The organism is Brevibacterium sp. 2SA, from assembly GCF_005502845.1.
GTDB lineage: Bacteria > Actinomycetota > Actinomycetes > Actinomycetales > Brevibacteriaceae > Brevibacterium.
In genome coordinates this window covers 1-17495 of record NZ_SCMW01000040.1, presented here as the reverse complement: position 1 = coordinate 17495, position 17495 = coordinate 1, and the positions used below count along the sequence as shown (strand labels likewise).

General features: G+C 69.6%; 15 protein-coding genes and 2 tRNA genes. 12 read left to right on the top strand and 5 right to left on the bottom strand.

What is annotated here, in order from left to right; genetic code table 11:
* Positions 1–216 precede the first annotated feature (216 nt).
* The 7 genes from FFS20_RS13125 to FFS20_RS13095 all read left to right on the top strand — a co-directional run bounded on the left by FFS20_RS13125 (position 217) and on the right by FFS20_RS13095 (position 6903).
* Entirely contained in the window at positions 217–861 is a 645-nt protein-coding gene (locus tag FFS20_RS13125) for a hypothetical protein (protein ID WP_137826288.1), read from the top strand.
* A 70-nt stretch (positions 862–931) separates the two neighbouring features.
* The gene (locus FFS20_RS13120) at positions 932–3151 is read left to right on the top strand and encodes a prolyl oligopeptidase family serine peptidase (RefSeq protein WP_137826287.1); all 2220 of its coding nucleotides are present in this window, start codon (positions 932–934) and stop codon (positions 3149–3151) included.
* Positions 3152–3200: 49 nt separating this feature from the next.
* The gene (locus tag FFS20_RS13115) at positions 3201–4280 is read left to right on the top strand and encodes a biotin/lipoate A/B protein ligase family protein (RefSeq protein ID WP_137826286.1); all 1080 of its coding nucleotides are present in this window, start codon (positions 3201–3203) and stop codon (positions 4278–4280) included.
* Positions 4259–4999 (top strand): peptidase E, encoded by a 741-nt coding sequence (locus FFS20_RS13110; protein WP_249356844.1) that lies wholly within the window; start codon positions 4259–4261, stop codon positions 4997–4999. Before FFS20_RS13115 ends, FFS20_RS13110 begins: the two co-directional genes overlap by 22 nt.
* Positions 4996–5433, top strand: a complete 438-nt coding sequence (locus tag FFS20_RS13105; protein WP_137826285.1) for a hypothetical protein — start codon at positions 4996–4998, stop codon at positions 5431–5433. The genes FFS20_RS13110 and FFS20_RS13105 overlap by 4 nt, the downstream gene beginning before the upstream one ends.
* Positions 5434–5489: 56 nt before the next feature.
* Positions 5490–6275 carry an FAD-dependent thymidylate synthase gene (gene thyX, locus FFS20_RS13100; RefSeq protein ID WP_137826284.1) on the top strand — a complete coding sequence of 262 codons (786 nt, stop codon included), beginning with the start codon at positions 5490–5492 and terminating at the stop codon, positions 6273–6275.
* Positions 6276–6324: 49 nt separating this feature from the next.
* On the top strand, positions 6325–6903 hold the full coding sequence (locus tag FFS20_RS13095) for a hypothetical protein (protein WP_063249067.1): 579 nt from the start codon (positions 6325–6327) through the stop codon (positions 6901–6903).
* 27 nt (positions 6904–6930) lie between these two features.
* On the opposite strand, the gene FFS20_RS13090 is transcribed toward FFS20_RS13095, so the two are convergent.
* The 4 genes from FFS20_RS13090 to FFS20_RS13075 form a co-directional block, all read right to left on the bottom strand.
* Positions 6931–8010, bottom strand: a complete 1080-nt coding sequence (locus FFS20_RS13090; RefSeq protein ID WP_063249066.1) for an alcohol dehydrogenase catalytic domain-containing protein — start codon at positions 8008–8010, stop codon at positions 6931–6933.
* An 89-nt stretch (positions 8011–8099) separates the two neighbouring features.
* A complete protein-coding gene (locus FFS20_RS13085; RefSeq protein ID WP_137826303.1) occupies positions 8100–8939 on the bottom strand; it encodes a 3-methyladenine DNA glycosylase in 840 nt (279 codons plus the stop codon).
* 89 nt (positions 8940–9028) lie between these two features.
* Positions 9029–11665 carry an ATP-dependent helicase HrpB gene (gene hrpB / locus FFS20_RS13080; protein WP_137826283.1) on the bottom strand — a complete coding sequence of 879 codons (2637 nt, stop codon included), beginning with the start codon at positions 11663–11665 and terminating at the stop codon, positions 9029–9031.
* A 12-nt stretch (positions 11666–11677) separates the two neighbouring features.
* On the bottom strand, positions 11678–12709 hold the full coding sequence (locus FFS20_RS13075) for an FAD-dependent monooxygenase (protein ID WP_171007083.1): 1032 nt from the start codon (positions 12707–12709) through the stop codon (positions 11678–11680).
* Between the two features lie 55 nt (positions 12710–12764).
* Between FFS20_RS13075 and FFS20_RS13070 the strand changes: the two genes are divergently transcribed.
* From FFS20_RS13070 to FFS20_RS13050, 5 genes are all read left to right on the top strand, one after another.
* The gene (locus FFS20_RS13070; RefSeq protein ID WP_063249152.1) at positions 12765–13571 is read left to right on the top strand and encodes a fumarylacetoacetate hydrolase family protein; all 807 of its coding nucleotides are present in this window, start codon (positions 12765–12767) and stop codon (positions 13569–13571) included.
* Between the two features lie 64 nt (positions 13572–13635).
* Positions 13636–15102 (top strand): glutamate--tRNA ligase, encoded by a 1467-nt coding sequence (gene gltX / locus FFS20_RS13065; RefSeq protein WP_063249063.1) that lies wholly within the window; start codon positions 13636–13638, stop codon positions 15100–15102.
* A 41-nt stretch (positions 15103–15143) separates the two neighbouring features.
* The gene (locus tag FFS20_RS13060) at positions 15144–16382 is read left to right on the top strand and encodes an alpha/beta fold hydrolase (protein WP_137826281.1); all 1239 of its coding nucleotides are present in this window, start codon (positions 15144–15146) and stop codon (positions 16380–16382) included.
* Between the two features lie 136 nt (positions 16383–16518).
* Positions 16519–16590 (top strand) — tRNA-Gln (locus FFS20_RS13055).
* Positions 16591–16627: 37 nt separating this feature from the next.
* Positions 16628–16700: transfer RNA gene (locus tag FFS20_RS13050), tRNA-Glu, on the top strand.
* 50 nt (positions 16701–16750) lie between these two features.
* Here FFS20_RS13050 and FFS20_RS13045 read toward each other — a convergent pair.
* Positions 16751–17495, bottom strand: a 745-nt coding sequence (locus tag FFS20_RS13045) for a DUF4282 domain-containing protein (protein ID WP_137826280.1), incomplete at its 5' end; no start/stop codon positions are given.

The following is a 17495-nucleotide window of genomic DNA, read 5'->3' as shown; positions in this document are numbered from 1 at the left end:
GTCGGCGGCCAGGGGAGAGCCCGGTCGAAGCCCGGCTGGCCAGAGACGTCGCGGCGCGGACAGGTGCCTGATGACCCGCGGCAGTCGACCGACTGCCCAATGCCGACCGGCAACCCGATGTCGGATCGCAGTCCACTGCCGATTCCCTCACCGGACTGTGACATCAGTTTGCCTGGTGTTCAGTGCAATGACTACTCAAGTCGTTAAGGTTGTAGTATGAACGACCTTCCCGGGACCGGGGCACCGACGGCCGCGGACGCAACACTGCCTGTCGAACTCGTCTGGGGGCTTCCCGGCGGCCTCGGCGATGCGTGGGAGCCGGTGGCATCGGCCGTCGGCGTGCACGGCGTGCTTCCGCCCCCGGACGAAGTCGGCGAACTCTACGGCGCCGCCGCCGCAGAACCCCCGCTCAACGAGGATCCGAAGTACGCGGCGCACTTCGCGAAGGTCTACGACGCCTCGGTGCGCAAGGGCCAGGTCCTCACCGCCCTCGTCCGCTCGGCCGGCGACGGCAGACTCCGCGCGATCGCCTACGGCCACTTCTGGGCATGGCAGGAGCAGAACTACGAATGGGCCTACGAACTCCGCGACCGCCTCGGCGATGCCGCCCCGACGCTCGAGTGGACGTTCGCGCTCAACCTCCTCGCCCGAGACCCTCGGCTGCGGACCTCCGGCCTCGGGCGCATCACGCTCGTGACCTGGCTGAGCGCGATCGCCGGCTACGGCTGCTGGCTGCAGACGGATGACATCGACAGCCCCGCGCGCCGCCTCTACGCAAGCCTCGGCTTCACCGCGCTCGGACACGGACCCCAGGCCCCCAACGGCCGCCCCGGCCTCGTCATGCACCGTCCGCCGCTGTGACCCGAGCCCGGCCCCGCGCAGTCATGTGACCTGAGTCGCAAGAGACCCGCTGAGCTGGCAGGATGGAAGCATGAACAGTGCTTCGCCGGAACCCAGTGCCCAGTCTCCCGAACCCGACGATGAGAACCTCTGGCTCGAAGACATCGACGGCGATGACCAGCTCGCCTGGGTCCGCGACCAGAACGCTGCCACCCTCGACCACTTCCGCGACGGACTCTTCGACCAGATGTCCGACGAGATCCTCACGGCCCTCGACTCCGACGACCGGATCCCCATGGTCACCAAACGCGGCGACCACTACGTCAATTTCTGGCGCGATAAAGAGCATCCGAAGGGCGTCTGGCGCCGTACCACTTGGGACAGCTACCGCACCGCCGACCCCGAGTGGGATGTCCTCCTCGACGTCGACGAACTCGCCCGCACCGAAGGCATTCCGTGGGTCTGGGCGGGTGCCTCGGTGTTGCGCCCCGACCACACTCGGGCCCTCGTGTCGCTCTCGCCCGACGGCGGCGACGCCCACCGAGTGCGCGAATTCGACCTCGAGACGAAGACCTTCGTCGCCGACGGCTTCGACATTCCCGCCGCGAAGACCCGTTTCGCGTGGCTCGACGCCGACACGATCCTCGTGGCCACGGACACCGGACCCGGCTCACTGACCACCTCGTCCTACCCCCGCCAGGCACGTGTCCTCCGCCGCGGGCAGGCGATCGCCGAGGCACCCATCGTCGCTGAAGTGCCCCGCGACCACGTCGCGATCTTCGTCGGCAGCGACGTCGGCGCCCCGCAGCAGCGGACCCGCGACCGCGCCGTCGTCATCGACGCCATCGACTTCTTCAACTCGACGCTGAGCTTCCTCGACCTCGACGACATCCGGGCCGACGACGGCAGCCTGCCGACGACCGCCGCGACGTGGGAGGAGGCCTGGATCAGCGTCGACGTTCCGACCGACGTCTCCGTCGGCGTCGACGACGACTACGTGCTCTTCCGGCCGCAGACGGCCTGGGATGCCGGGAGCATCGTCGTGCCCGCCGGCGGGCTGGCCGCCGCCCCCACCGCCGAGGTCACGGCCGGCACGATCCGACCCCGTGTCATCTTCGCCCCCGATGGCCACACCGCCCTGCGGTCGTGGGCGAAGACGCGTGACTTCCTTGTCCTCGAACTCCTCCACGACGTCCAGTCCGAACTCCTCGTCCTCGACCCGGGCGATGACTTCTCGTCGACGCCGCTGCCGGGAGTGCCCGCGAACCACATGGTCAGCCTCAGCCCCGTCGACCCCGACGACGACGCGACGGCCAACGACTTCTGGCTCGTCAGCACCGGGTTCCTCACCCCGTCGACGCTGTCCTACGGCAGCCTCGACAGCGCCCGCACCGCGGCAGACGCCGACCGCGATGCGGCAGACGCCGACCGCGAGGACACCGCCGTCATCAAATCCTCGCCCGCGCTCTTCCCCGCAAACGGATTCAGCGTCGAACAGCACTTTGCGACGAGCGCCGACGGGACCCGGATCCCGTACTTCCAGATCGCCGAGGAGGGACTCACCCTCGACGGCGCCAACCCGACGCTCCTCGACGGCTACGGCGGATTCGAAGTCAGCCGCACCCCCGTCTATTCGCCGATCGTCGGCCTCGGCTGGCTGAGCCGGGAGACGACGGGCGACGCGTCGCTCCCAGCGGGCAGGAAGGGCGTCTACGTGCTTGCCAACATCCGCGGCGGCGGCGAGTACGGACCGGTTTGGCACACCTCGGCGATGCGCGAGAACCGGATGCGCGCCTACGAGGACTTCTCCGCCGTCGCCCGCGACCTCATCGACCGCGGCGTCACCCGCCCGGCGAACCTCGGCTGCGCCGGAGGATCGAACGGCGGCCTCCTCGTCGGGAACATGCTCACGCAGTACCCTGAGCTCTTCGGCGCCGTCTCCTGCGGCGTGCCGCTGCTCGACATGCGCCGCTACACGAAGCTGAGCGCCGGCTACTCGTGGAAGGCCGAATACGGTGACCCCGACGTGCCGGAGGACTGGGAGTTCATCCGCACATTCTCGCCGTACCACCTCCTCGCCGCCGACGCCGACTATCCGCCCGTCCTCTTCTGGACGGCCACCTCGGATGACCGGGTCGGCCCCGTCCAGGCGCGGAAGATGGCCGCCCGCATGCAGGCGATGGACATCCCCGACGTCTGGTTCTTCGAGGACACCGAGGGCGGGCATGCCGCGGCCTCGGACAACAAGCAGGCGGCGTTCGTCCGCGCGCTCAGCTACCGCTTCCTCTGGAGGTCCCTGACCGGACAGTGACCGAGTGAGCGAACTGGCCGCCTCACGTGGGGCGGCGTAGCGTGGGACCATGACGAATGAGACCCAGCAGTTCCACGCCGAATACAAGGTGATCGGCGGCAAGCTCGTCGTCGCCGACGTCGAGACCGACGGGCAGGTCATCACCGGTCTGCAGATCTCCGGCGACTTCTTCCTCGAACCCGAGGACGCCTACTTCGACCTCGCTCCCGCGCTCATCGGTGCCAGCGTCACCGCCGACAACGCACAGCTGCGCGACCGCCTCGACGCGGCCCTGGCTGCGTACGGGTCCGAACTCGCGATGCACGGGTTCTCCACCGCCGATGTCGCCACCGTCGTGCGCCGCGCTCTCGGCTCGGCCGCGAACTTCACTGACTTCGACTGGCAGCTCATCCGCGGCGACGTGCTGCCCACCCGAGTCAACGTCGCCCTCGACCAGGTCCTCCTCGAAGAGGTCTCCGCCGGCCGTCGGGCACCGACCCTGCGGTTCTGGGAATGGGACGACACCGCCACCGTCATCGGCGCCTTCCAGTCCTACGCCAACGAGATCCGGCCCGCAGGCGTCGAGAAGTACGCCGTCGAGGTCGCGCGGCGGATCTCCGGCGGCGGGGCGATGTTCATGGAAGGCGGCAACTGCATCACCTACTCGATGTTCGTTCCGCCCTCGCTCGTCGCCGGTCTCGACTACCAGGAGTCCTACGTCTTCCTCGACCAGTGGGTGCTCGCGGCCCTGCAGGGCCTCGGCGTCGACGCGTTCTACAAGCCGATCAACGACATCTCCTCGACGGCCGGGAAGATCGGCGGCGCCGCGCAGAAGCGCCTGCGCGACGGCACGCTGCTCCACCACGCGACGATGAGCTACGACATCGACGCCGACAAGATGGTCGAGATCCTGCGCATCGGCGAGGCGAAGATCTCGGACAAAGGCGTGGCGAGTGCGAAGAAGCGCGTCGACCCGCTGCGCAGTCAGACCGGGGAGTCCCGTGAGGCCATCATCGACACGATGGCCCGGACCTTCACCGACCGCTACGGCGCCGCCGAGGACACGTACACCGAGGCGGAGCTGGCCCGCGCGCGTGAGCTCGTCACCGAGAAGTTCGGCACCGAGGCGTGGACGCACCGGGTCCCGTGAGCATGCCCGGCACGATCGTCGCCCTCGGCGGGGGAGGGTTCTCGATGTCCGAGACCGGGGAGTCGGCGATCGACGACTGGCTGCTCGCGCGGGCCAGGGCGACCCGGCCCGGCGTTCTGCCTGCCGTCTGCTTCATCCCCACCGCGGCAGGTGACAGCCGTGACTACTGTGAGCGCTTCGAGGCGGCCTTCGCCGGCCGTGCGCAGACGCACGTGCTCTCGCTGTTCGGGCAGAGCCCGTGGGACTACACGGACCCGGAGATGCTGCTCGACATGGATCTCGTCTACGTCGGCGGGGGATCGACGGTCAACCTGCTCTCCCTGTGGCGCCGACACGGCGTCGACACCGTGCTGACCAGGGCCGCGGCCTCCGGCACGATCCTCGCCGGCATCAGTGCGGGCGCGAACTGCTGGTTCGAGGGCTCCTCGACGGACTCGTTCGGTCCGCTCGCTCCGCTGCGCGACGGCCTCGGGTTCCTCGCCGGCAGCGCCTGCCCCCACTTCCACGGAGAGGAGGGCCGCGCCGACTCCTTCCGCACGTGGATCGGCGAAGGTGCACTGCCGGGGCCGGGGTACGGCATCGACGACGGCACAGCGCTCGTCTTCGAGGACGGAACGCTCACCTCGGCGCTCACCGAGGAACCGGGCGCCGGTGCCCACCTCATCGACCGCGTCTCCGAGACGCCCGTGGCGACGACCCCGCTGGGCGGGCCGACATGAGCCGGCGGAAGCTCTCACCCGGTGAGCGCTGGGAGCGCAGCCAGCGGCGGGAGGCGATCGCCCTCATCGTCGTCTCGGGAATCTTCGTCCTCTTCGGTGGAATCCTCGCCCTGACCGGCGAAGTCGTCGCGATCCTCGTCATCCTCTTCTTCTCCGGCTGCCTGCTCGCCGGCATCATGCGCCTGCCCGGGGTGAGTGCCCGCACCGCTCTGCTGGCCTGCATTCTCAGCTGCTTCGGCTTCGCGGCCGCATGCGCCGGGATCCTCATCCTCGCCCTGACCGGAGTGCCGTTCGATTCCGCGTACCTCTCCCAGCGGACCCTCGCGCTCATCGCCGCGGTCGGCGTCGTGTTCTTCGGCGGGGGCGGCATCCTGCTGGCCGTCCTCGCGTGGCGGAACCGCTCCGGACCGAACGCACCGCCGACGGATCGCTGAGAGTCGTGACTCTGTAGGATTGGGGCGAACGTCGTCCTCAATCTCCAAGGAGCACCATGCGCCAGGTCGAACCGTCCGTTGAACTGCTCGCCAAGCCCAGCATCGATTGGGAGGCGATGAGGACCTACCTCGACGACGTCGGAGGCTCCTCATGGGCGGACCGGGTCGAGACCGCCGAGTCCCCGGACGCCGAGGATCTCCTCGAATTCTCCGGCCGCATGTGCTACCGCTCGTGGGAACCGGGACTCAACCCCAACGTCTCGCGCGTGCGCACGGATTCGGCCTCCTACCTCGGCAACGTCATCTCCTCCCAGCACGGCTCGGTGCTCGAGCACGCGAACTTCACGTTCGTCCTCCACAACGTCTCACGGGTGCTCACCCACGAGCTCATCCGCCACCGCGCCGGATCCGCGTTCTCGCAGGAGTCGCTGCGCTACGTCCGCCTCGCCGACATCCCGTTCTGGTTCCCCGACTGGGCGCGTGAGGATCCCGAGCTCATGGAGCGCTCCCTCCAGGTCCTCGACACCCTCGAGGAGCACCAGAAGTGGATGGCCGAGCACTTCGGCCTCGACGAGGAGGGCACGAAGTTCGCGCACAAGAAGCACATGACGTCGTTCATGCGCCGCTTCGCGCCCGAAGGCCTGGCCACCGGCATCGTCTACACCGCGAACCTCCGCTCCCTGCGCCACGTCATCGAGATGCGCACCGCGAAGGGCGCCGAGGAGGAGATCCGCCTCGTGTTCAACAAGATCGGCGAGATCATGCAGACCGAGGCTCCGGCGATCTTCTCCGACTACGAGATCGTCGACGGGGAGTGGATCCCCGGCACACGCAAGGCCTGACCACCGCACCGCCGGCCCCGCACCCTCGCGACCCACGAAAGGGCACACCATGGCTGACATCTTCGACGCCGAGCTCAGCCCCGGCAAACTCGAGGTCATCACGGAGTGGGTGGCCGCGCAGGACTGGGCGTCCGACCTCGACCTCGAGCGTGAGCCGCTGCAGAAGGTCACCGCCTATCGGTTCGACGACCCCGCCGGTGAGGTCGGGCTCGAGGTCCACATCGTCTCGAGCGGCGGTCGCACGTTCCAGGTGCCGCTGACGTACCGCGGTGAGCCCCTCGACGGTGCCGCCGATGCCCTCATCACGACGATGGAGCATTCGGTCCTCGGCACGCGCTGGGTCTATGCGGGCATGGGCGATCCCCTGTTCCGGCGCCGCCTTGACGCGACGATCGCCACCGCGGGCACCTCGGCGAAGCAGTACCTCGTCGACGACGCGGGCGAGCGTGTCGAGGAGATCACCGATGTCGCCCACGTCCACGGCACGGGCCCGCTGGCCGGTGCCGGCGACGTCGAACTCATCACCGAGCTCACACTCGACTCGCCGCTCGAGGGCACCGAATCCGGTCTCCTGCTCGGACGCTGGCCCGGTCAGGACCATTCGGTCGTGCTCGCCGTCATGGAGTGAGCTCGGCCGGTTGGCGTGAGCCGCTGGTCAGCGGCCGAGCCCGAGGTCGATGAGCGTCATCCCAGCCGTCGCCGCGCCGGCGTCATCCATATCGAGCATCGCCTGCGGTGCCTGGTCGAGACCGATCGTCGTGGTGACGAGATCCTGCGGCCGCAGATCGCCGGAGGCGACGAGGGCGACGAGCTCGGGGTAGCCGGCGGCGGCCATGCCGTGGGAGCCGAGGATGCTCAGCTCGAGCGCGATGACGCGGGGCACGTCGATGACGGGCTCGCCGTCGAGCAGCCCGATCTGCACATGCCTGCCCAATGGGCCGAGGGAGGCGATCGCCGAGGTGATCGTGTCCTGCCGTCCCAGGGCATCGACGGTCACGGCGACGCCGCCCGGACGGTCGGCTGCCGGCTCGACGGCCCCGGCGGCCCGGATGACAGCCTCGGCGAGTTCCCCGGGTCCCAGTCCGCGTGCGCTGACCGTTCGGCTCGCTCCGAGGTCCCGGGCCCGGTCGAGGGCGGCATCGCTGATGTCGACCGCGATGACCTGTGCCCCGATCGCGCGGGCGATCATGATCGTCGAGAGACCCACCCCGCCGCAGCCGAACACGGCCACGGTCTCACCGGCCTGCAGCTCGGCGCGGACCCGCAGTCCGTGGAAGGCGGTGGCGAAGCGGCACCCGAGCCCGACGAGTGCGGAGTCCGGCAGCTCCTCGGGCACGGCGACGAGATTGGCGTCGGCGTGATGGATGACGACCTGATCAGCCCATGACCCGAAGTGCGTGAAGCCCGGCTGCGTCTGGTTCGGGCACACGTGGGCGTTGCCGGAGCGGCACCACCGGCACGTCCCGCACCCGCACACGAAGGGCACCGTCACCCGCTCACCGACGTGGAATCCCTCGACCGCCGGCCCCGCCGAGGCGATCCGCCCGACGAGCTCATGCCCGGGCACGTGCGGCAGACTCACCGTCTCATCGTGTCCTGACCAGGCATGATGATCGCTGCGGCAGACGCCTGTGGCGTCGACGTCGATGACGACGCCATGGTCGGGAGCCGTCGGGGCAGGGATGTCGGCAAGCTGCGGCGGTGTGGAGAAGCGGTCGTAGACGATGGCGCGCATGCCGCCGATGATAGCCCTCGGGGCAAAGCCGCGTCAGTGGCGTCCGGCCCCAGACGATGACCGTCGGCCCCAGGCCATGGGGTCCGGCCTCAGCTGATGCCGGCGGCGGCCAGTGCGTCGAGGAGGCGCCGGCGCAGCGCCTGCGCACGGTGACTGAAGGCCTGCTGGCGCTCCATGTACTCCGCCTTGCCTGCCGCGGTCTCGATCGCGACGACTCCGTAGCCCCAGCCGCGCAGATCGTAGGGGGAGGCCTCCATGTCGAGCGTGCGGATGTCGAGGGCGAGATCGAAGCAGTCGAGGACGAGCGGCGACGGGGCGATCGGCCCGATCTTCATCGCCCACTTGTAGAGGTCCATGCCCGCATGGAGGCAACCCGGCTGTTCGTTGCCGACCATGCCCTCACGTGTCGGCTGGAGCGTGTTGCGCGGCCTGGCAGCGGCGGTGAAGAAGCGGAACGCATCGTGGTGGGAGCACTGGATGCGGTGGCGTTCGACGACGGCGTCGGTCTCCGCGGAGCTCAGCCGCAGCGGCACCTGCTGATGGCGGCGTTCGTCCTCGCTCATCCGATAGACCATCGCCCATTCGTGGAGGCCGAAGCACCCGAGGTTCGCTTCGCGATCGAGGGTGGCGGACAGAAGCGCGGCGATGAACCGAGCCCCCTCGCCGCGGTCGGCTCTCCAGGACTCGAGGTCCACCTCGGCGACGGTGCCGTCCGTGCGATACCACCGACGGTCGACGTACTCGCGGTCGCCTGAGGTCTCGAGCTCGAGGAGGACCCCGGCTCCGGGATTCCACTTCGCGAGCTGACCGGCCTTGAACGGGTAGTACGTGAAGAGGAAGTCCTCGACGGGGTGCTTCTCCCCGGCCATCCGGCGGGCGACGTGCGCATCGGTGCGGGCGGCGACCTGCGCTTCGTGCTCCTCGCGCAACGTCCGCCACGCGGGAGCCGACAACCGCGAACCGGGCCCGGCGACAGCGTCAGCTGCGGGGGCCGGCGGTGCGGAGGGGAGAGTCTGAGTCACTGTTCCATTGTCCCAGACCGCTTCGTTCCGCGCATCGCGGGAGCGCTGAGCGGATCCTCGGGCCACGGGTGCTTGGGATAGCGGCCGCGGTTCTCCGCCCGCACGTGCGGGTACGCGCCCTCCCAGAACGATGCGAGGTCACTCGTCACCGCCAGCGGCCGGCGTGCGGGGGAGAGGAGGTGGAGGACGACGGGCACCCGACCGTCGGCGATCCGCGGGACCTCGGTCCACCCGAAGACCTCTTGGAGTTTGACGGCGAGGACCGGCCCATGCGGGGAGTCGTCGTCGCCGACGTCGTCCGGATCGGGGTAGTCGAGGCGCACCCGCGATCCGCTCGGCACCTCGATCGTCTCCGGGGCGAGTTCGTCGAGACGGGCCGCCTCCGGCCAGGGCAGGAGCGTGCGCAGCGCACCGACGAGGTCGACGGCGCCCGGGTCCGCGCCGCGGGCCATATGATCGAGCGCCGCCGGACACCAGTCGGGCAGAGTGTGAGTGAGATGCGACCACCGCACGTCCGGCCACGGCTGTCCGATGACGTGGCGGAGCAGCCCGAGCCGTGCCCGCAGCTGGTCGAAGGCGGGACTCGGCCGCAGCACCTCCCGCGCACCCTTGTCCTCGATCGAGCGGGCGATCGCCTCCCGCGCGAGCTCCGGGCTCGCCGTGATCGGCGTCGACGTCAGTGCGATCCCGCCGAGGCGGGTCTGCCGGACCGCACGCACCTTGCCTCCCGTGAACGTCGCCGACTCCTCCGTGGCGAGCAGTCCCGCCCCGGCGAGTTCGGCCGTGTCCGCGTCGATGGGGACGGCCGAGCGGATCGTCGGCCGCCCGCCTGACAGACCCACCTCGGCGATCGCCAGCCACGGGCTGCCCATGAGCGGAGAGTTCCTCGGCAGCGCGGCTGCCGTGCCCGAGGCGAGCAGATACTCGGCATCGGCACCGTTGCGCGCTCGGGCGATCTGGTGGGGGAAGGCGAGGGCGACGACGAGCCCGAGGTCCTCCGGTCGCAGGCGCTCACCCGCCGTGCCGCCGCCGCTGTACTCGCCGACGATGCGGGTGAACCGGTCGACGTCCTGGGTGAAGCGCCGGTCGCGGGAGGCACGGAGGTCGCGCAGCACCGCGGTGAGGTCGGCGCCGGGGGAGCGGCGGTCGGATTCGACTGAGGCGACCGCCTCGGCGGCGGCCCGGGCCCCGAGCATCGCCGCCCCGTCGAGGAGTCCGCGTGCCGCCCACACGGACGCCGGCACCCGGGCGATCGCCCGCCCGAGGTCGGTGACGTGCAGGTCGGCGCGCCGCGCCTCCGGGGGCGTCCTATCACTGGTGTCGACCTCGACGGCACCGAGGCCGACGAGGTTGTCCACGGCCAGGGCCCACGCGTGCTGCGGCATCGGGTCGGGCAGCAGCTCGGTGTCACCGCCCCAGGAAGCGAGGTCGAGGACCGCCGAGGTGAGGTCGGCGGTCGCGATCTCCGGCGGGGTGTGCTCAGGCAGGGAGGCCCAGTCGGCCTCGGACAGGCACCGGTAGACGACGCCGGGGCCGAGGCGGGCGGCGCGACCCGAGCGCTGGACACCGGAAGCCTTCGATTCCCGGGTCGTCACGAGCCCCGACATCCGCCGCTTGGTATCGAGGCGGGGACCACGGGCGAGCCCCGAATCAACGACGATGCTCACGCCGGGCACCGTGAGCGCAGATTCCGCCACCGAGGTGGTGACGATGACCCGGCGCTCACTGTCGTCGGGGCTCCGGGGCCGGAGGATCGCGTCCTGGTCGGCCGACGAGGTGCGGCCGGTGAGCGTGTGGACGCTCACGGCAGGCATCCCGGAACCGAGGGACGCCGCGGATCCGGACAGCTGCCCGCGGATCCGGTCGGCCACCTCGTCGACCTCGCGAGCTCCAGGGGCGAAGACGAGGACGTCGCCGCCTGCTGACTCCTCGAGGGCACGGACAGTCGTGCGGGCGAGGTGGTCGAGGAAGGCCCGGCTCACCCCACGGGCGTCGAGGGGGCGTTCGGGAGCCGGTGCCCACCGGACGTCGAGCGGATGCGTCTGCGCGGCGACGGAGAGGACCGGTGCCGGGTCGGTCGGGGCACCCACACGACTCGCCCAATCGCGGGCATCGAGGGTCGCGGACATGACGACGAGGCTGAGGTCGTCACGGAGCTCGACGAGTTCCCTGCTCATGGCGAAGACGAGGTCGGTGTCGAGGTGGCGTTCGTGGACTTCGTCGAGGATGATCGCGGCGACGCCTGGCAGCTCCGGATCGCCGAGCATCCGCCGCAGCAGCACTCCCGTGGTGACGAACTCGATCCGGGTGCGTGCCGAGACCGTGGACTCCCCGCGCACCGTGAAGCCGATGTCCTCGCCGAGGCGGGTCCCCGTCAGGTGCGCGAGCCGCCTCGCCGCAGCGCGGGCCGCCATCCGTCGCGGCTGGGTGACGACGATGCGGCCGGAGTCGGGTCCGGCGGTGGTGCGCAGATGCTCGGCGATGAGCGGGGGCACGAGGGTCGTCTTGCCGGTGCCGGGCGGGGCTTCGACGACGAGGCGCGGGAAGGGGTCGGCCACCTCGGCGGGAAGACGATCGATGAGCTCAGCCGCCGGGAGGTCGGCGCCGATCGTCGTCAGGTCGAAGGAGTCCATGCCCCCAGTCTCTCAGGGTGCAGTGCCCAGCCGCGCGAGGGCTGAGAGGACACGGTCACGGACGCGCCCGACCGGTCCACCGGCCAACGCCACTCCCGAGGCGACGCTCGCGCCCGAGTGGATGACCTGCGGAGTCACCACGCGGCGGCGAGAGTAGCGTGCGAGCGCCGACGCCGGTTCGTCGGCGTTGAGGAGTTCGGCGAGGGTGACGGCATCGCAGATCGACTCGCACGCCCCACGGCCGAGGTTCGGCTGCATCGCGTGGGCGGAGTCGCCGATGAGCACGGTCCGGCCACGGACGAAGGACCGCAGGGGACGAGACACGTGGATGCCGCTGATCACGGTCTGCCCGGTCCTTGCGGCCTCGACGACCGCGGTGACCGGGGAGGGGAAGACCCGCGCCGCCCTGCGGAGATGGTCGAGCCCTGCCGCCGTGGTCGCAAACCGGCGTTCGGGGAAGGCGGTGAACCAGTTGGTCCGGTTCCCCGGCAGCGGGGTGATGCCGAAGAGCATCCGATCGCCCCAGTACTCGGTGACGGCGCCGGCGGAGAGGTCGGCGTCGATGACTCCGCGGATGACCGTGAGCGGAGGGCGTCGAGGCGCGGTTCGGCCTCCCCAGGCTCCGGATCGGACCGCGCTGCGGGCACCGTCGGCGCCGACGAGGACATCGGCCGCAAGCGTCGTCGGGTCGGCTACCTCCCCGGTGAGCAGGGGTGTCGAGGCCGGTCGGGCGGCGGTGAGGAGGGAGTGGAGCTGTGCGCGGCCGATCATCAGCGCGCCGAGGCGGGGCGGCCGGGCGAGGAGGCGACCGTCGGAGCTGCGGATCGTCGCCTCGTCGACGCGGACGCCCGACTTTTCGACCGCAGTGCTCAGGCCTGCCCGGCGCAGGGCGGTCATGGCGGAGGGAAAGAGGGCGAACGCCGTGTCCAGGGCTCTCGCCTGGGGATCGCGTTCGTGGACGGTCACCGTCCACTCGGGCCGGTCGAGCGCGGCGGCCAGGGTCGCCCCGGCGATTCCGCTGCCGATGATCCGCACGCTCGTCATGCCGTCACGATACCGCGACCCGAGCGAAGCGAACTCGGCGTCTAGACTGGGCATCATGCGTATTGCGAGATTTGTGCACAAGGACGAACCCGCCTACGGAGTCGTCGAAGGTGAGGTTCCGCCGATCGAGAACGGGCAGTGGGACACCTCGGGTCTCAGCCTCGCCGTCCTCGACTCCGACCCCTTCTTCGCTCCCGCGCAGTCGACGGGGGAGCGGCTGAAGTTCGACGACGTGCGCCTCCTCTCGCCGATCCTGCCGCGATCGAAGGTCATCGGCGTCGGCCGGAACTTCGCCGACCACGCCGCCGAACTCGGCAACGAGGTGCCGGTGACCCCGGTGACGTTCTTCAAGCCGAACACCTCGGTCATCGGACCCGGCGACCCCATCCGCCTGCCCGCGATCAGTGAGTACGTCTCCTACGAGGCCGAGCTCGCCGTCATCATCGGACGCGTGTCGAAGGGCGTGAAGGCGGAGAACGCACTCGACCACGTCCTCGGGTACACCTCGGCGAACGATGTCACCCTGCGCGACCTGCAGAAGTCGGACACGCAGTGGACCCGGGCCAAGGGCTTCGACACCTCGTGCCCGCTGGGCCCGTGGATCGAGACCGACCTCGACGTCGACGACCTGAGCATCCGTTCGTGGGTCAATGGTGACCTCAAGCAGGACGGGACGACCGCGGACTTCATCTTCGACATCCCGACGATCATCGAGCACCTCTCCGAGACGATCACGCTGCTGCCCGGCGACGTCATCCTCACCGGCACGCCCGCCGGGGTCGGTCGGATCGTCGCCGGCGACCGCGTCGACATCGCCATCGACGGTCTCGGAGTGCTCTCCAACCCCGTCATGGACGCCTGAGCCGAACCTGCTCGCCCCTGCACGAAAACTACACAAACCACCACTCCTTGGAGCCGATCACCACATGACCGTCAAAGTCCGCTTCTGTCCCTCGCCCACCGGCACGCCGCACGTCGGCATGGTCCGCACTGCCCTGTTCAACTGGGCCTACGCCAAGCACACCGGCGGCACCTTCGTCTTCCGCATCGAGGACACCGACGCCGCCCGCGACTCCGAGGAGAGCTTCTCCCAGGTCGTCGAGGCGATGAAGTGGCTCGGGCTCGACTGGGACGAGGGCATCGAGGTCGGCGGACCCGACGGCCCCTACCGGCAGTCAGAGCGCGGTGACATCTACGCAGGCGTCATCGAGAAGCTCAAGGACGCCGGACACATCTACGAGTCCTATTCGACGAACGAAGAGGTCGAAGCCCGCCACACCGCCGCCGGCCGCGACCCCAAGCTCGGCTACGACGGCTTCGACCGCGACCTCACCGACGAGCAGATCGCCGCGTTCCGGGCCGATGGCCGTGAGCCCGTGTGGCGGGTGCGCATGCCCGATGCCGACATCACCTTCACCGACCTCGTCCGCGGCGAGATCACCTTCAAGGCCGGCACGATCCCCGACTTCGTCGTCGTCCGCGCGAACGGCCAGCCGCTCTATACGCTGGTCAACCCCGTCGACGATGCGCTCATGGGCATCACCCATGTGCTCCGCGGCGAGGACCTCCTCTCCTCGACCCCGCGTCAGATCGTCCTCTACGAAGCCCTCAAAGACATCGGCATCGCGGAGGCGACCCCCGAGTTCGGTCACCTGCCCTACGTCATGGGCCAGGGGAACAAGAAGCTGTCCAAGCGCGACCCCGAGTCGAACCTCTTCCTCCACCGTGAGCACGGGTTCATCCCCGAAGGGCTCATCAACTACCTCGGTCTGCTCGGCTGGTCGATCGGTCCCGACCGTGACGTGTTCACCGTCGACGAGTTCACCCAGGCCTTCGACATCCACGACGTCCTGCCCAACCCGGCGCGCTTCGACATCAAGAAGGCGACGGCGATCAACGCCGACCACATCCGAATGCTCGCCCCGGACGACTTCCGTGACCGCCTCATCCCCTACCTCCAGGCCGCCGAGGTGCTCCCGGCCGAACCGACGGATGCTCAGCTGGCGATCCTCGACCAGGCGGCACCGCTCGTCCAGACCCGGATGAACCTCCTCGGCGAGGCGCCCGACCTCCTCGCCTTCCTCTTCACCCCCGATGCCGAGCTGACGATGTCCGAGGACGGGCTCAAGACCCTCAAGGACTCCGCCCCCGAGGTGCTCGCCGCCTCGATCGAGGTCCTCGAGGGACTCGAGGACTGGAGGACGGAGAGGCTCCAGGCCGTGCTCGAGGAGAAGCTGGTGAACGAGATGGAGATCAAGCCGCGCCTGGCCTACGGCCCGCTGCGCGTCGCCGTCTCCGGGCGCCGCGTCTCCCCGCCGCTGTTCGAGTCACTCGAGATCCTCGGCAAGGAGTCCTCGCTCACCCGTCTGCGCGCGCTGGCGGCGCAGCTGTGAACGTCCACCCATGGCAGCGCGGGGGCCTTCATCTCCGTGACGTGACCGTCGAGGTCCCGCTCGACCATTTCGGTCGGCTCGACGCGGACTCGGCGGCCTCTGCGAGGATCGAGGTCTTCGCCCGGATCGTCGCCGATGAGGCCGAGAGCTCCAAGCCCTACCTCGTCTTCCTCCAGGGCGGACCCGGATTCGAGGCGCCTCGCCCGACGACTCCGGTGGGGCAGGGCTCGTGGCTGGCCCGGGCGCTCGAGGACTTCCAGGTGGTCATGCTCGACCAGCGGGGGACCGGAAAGTCGAGTCCGATCGGCTCGGTCGAGGGCCGGATCACCGGTCTCGACATCGCCGGCGACGATCCCGAGGCCATCGCCGAGGTGCTCGCGTGCTACCGGGCGGACTCGATCGTCGAGGACGCCGAGGCGCTGCGCCGTGAGCTCGGCGTCGACCGCTGGTCGGTGCTCGGGCAGTCCTTCGGCGGTTTCACCGCTCTGCGCTACGTCTCCGCGCACTCGGAGTCGCTCACCGAGGCCTACTTCACCGGCGGGCTGCTCGCGATCGGGGTCGATCCCGTCGACGTCTATCGGGCGACGTGGGCGCAGATGATGCGCAAGTCCGAGCAGCACTACCGGAACTTCCCCGGCGATCGCGACCGGATGGCCGCGCTCATGGACCTCGCCGGAGCCGACGGCGGCATCGCGCTGCCCGGCGGGGCACGGGCGACGACCGAGCGGGTGCGCCTCCTCGGCCACCACCTCGGCGCCTCCGACGGACCTGAGGCCCTCCACTACCTCCTCGATCTCGATCCGGGCTCCTCCGGCCTGCGCCATGATCTCGCAGGTGCCCTGCCGTTCTCGGGACGCAACCCGCTGTACGCGGTCGTCCACGAATCGTGCTGGGCCGACGGGACCGTGACGAACTGGGCGGCGAGGCGGGCGATGCCTGCGGAGGTCCGTGACGATCCCACCCTGCTCGCCGGTGAGCATGCCGGCCCTGAGTCCTTCGCCGAGGATCCCGAGCTCGCACCGTTCGCCGAGGTGGCCGAGGTCGTCGCCGCCTATGAGTGGCCGAAGCTCTACGACGTCGATGCGCTGCGGGCCTCGACCGTGCGCGGGGCCGCTGCCGTGTACTTCGAGGACGCCTACGTCCCTGCCGAGTACTCTCTGGCCACGGCCGAGCTCATGGACGGCGTGCGCCCGTGGGTGACGAACGAGTACGAGCACAACGGCCTGCGCGCCGACGGCTACCGGGTCCTCGACCGACTCATCACGCTCGCGAGGGCGTGAGGGACGCGGTCCTCCCTCTCCGCCTCGGCGGTGTTAAGAAGGTCACACGGTTTGGATTTGGCGGCGGGGGAGGGGCCTGTGTAAAGTTATATCTCGTTGCTGAGGGGAATTCCTCCAGGGAAGTCCCGCATAGCAGTGGGGTATGGTGTAATTGGCAGCACGAGTGATTCTGGTTCACTTAGTCTAGGTTCAAGTCCTGGTACCCCAGCGGACAGCTTCAGAGCGATCTGAGGATCTGTTCATCGGCCCCCGTCGTCTAGTGGCCTAGGACGCCGCCCTCTCAAGGCGGTAACGGCAGTTCGAATCTGCTCGGGGGTACGGTTGAGCCCCGCACCGATCCATCGGTGCGGGGCTCACTCTATTCAACCTCACCGACCGGATGAGTCGGCGATGCGCTTCGTGTGCTCGGCGGTCTTGACGCTGGCGACGATGAGCTCGAGGACGAGACGGACGAAGATCACCCACAGGGCCGGCCCGATCCAGCCGAAGATGATCGTGAGGACGAGCGGCCACGCATTGAACGAGGGCTCAGGGTTGAACATCGTCGGGGTGTTCGCCGCGGCTCCGATCGCGATCGCCGAGAGGATCGCTCCCAACCACCACAGTCCTGCGACGATGATGGCGAGCAGGTAGATGATCCCGGCCCAGCGCACGGCGACGAAGTTCTCGAAGCGGAAGTCGAAGAGCGACTTGAGGAATCCCGGCTCCGAGGGCTGACCGGGCTGACCGTAGCCGGCCTCGTGACCGTAGGGCGCGGCCTGACCGTAGTGCTGATGCTGACCGTGCGTCCCCGCCTGACCGTAGGGGCCGGGTGCTCCGTATCCGCCGGACTGGCCGTAGCTGGCCGACTGACCGTAGCCGCCGGACTGTGCGTAGCCGTCCGACTGGCCGTAGCCGCTGGATTGTGCGTAGCCGTCGTACGGGCTGCCGTCGTACGGGCTGCCGGCCTGCGGCTGACTGCCGTACTGCTGCGGCGGCTGACTGCCGGTCGGCAGTACCGATTCGTTCGATGAGGCGGCCGCCGGATCGTGGCTGCGGTCAGGCCCGCCCTGCGACGACGGCGAATCGCCCCGCGACGAGAGCGAATCGCCCTGCTGCTGCCGCGAATCGCCC

Excerpts from the sequence above, each read along its gene's own strand:
- FFS20_RS13115 (WP_137826286.1), top strand. The coding sequence starts at position 3,201 with ATGACGAATGAGACCCAGCAGTTCCACGCCGAATACAAGGTGATCGGC.
- FFS20_RS13075 (WP_171007083.1), bottom strand. The coding sequence starts at position 12,709 with ATGACGAGCGTGCGGATCATCGGCAGCGGAATCGCCGGGGCGACCCTG.
- thyX (WP_137826284.1), top strand. The coding sequence starts at position 5,490 with ATGCGCCAGGTCGAACCGTCCGTTGAACTGCTCGCCAAGCCCAGCATC.
- FFS20_RS13125 (WP_137826288.1), top strand. The coding sequence starts at position 217 with ATGAACGACCTTCCCGGGACCGGGGCACCGACGGCCGCGGACGCAACA.
- FFS20_RS13120 (WP_137826287.1), top strand. The coding sequence starts at position 932 with ATGAACAGTGCTTCGCCGGAACCCAGTGCCCAGTCTCCCGAACCCGAC.
- FFS20_RS13105 (WP_137826285.1), top strand. The coding sequence starts at position 4,996 with ATGAGCCGGCGGAAGCTCTCACCCGGTGAGCGCTGGGAGCGCAGCCAG.
- FFS20_RS13095 (WP_063249067.1), top strand. The coding sequence starts at position 6,325 with ATGGCTGACATCTTCGACGCCGAGCTCAGCCCCGGCAAACTCGAGGTC.
- gltX (WP_063249063.1), top strand. The coding sequence starts at position 13,636 with ATGACCGTCAAAGTCCGCTTCTGTCCCTCGCCCACCGGCACGCCGCAC.
- FFS20_RS13090 (WP_063249066.1), bottom strand. The coding sequence starts at position 8,010 with ATGCGCGCCATCGTCTACGACCGCTTCTCCACACCGCCGCAGCTTGCC.
- hrpB (WP_137826283.1), bottom strand. The coding sequence starts at position 11,665 with ATGGACTCCTTCGACCTGACGACGATCGGCGCCGACCTCCCGGCGGCT.
- FFS20_RS13070 (WP_063249152.1), top strand. The coding sequence starts at position 12,765 with ATGCGTATTGCGAGATTTGTGCACAAGGACGAACCCGCCTACGGAGTC.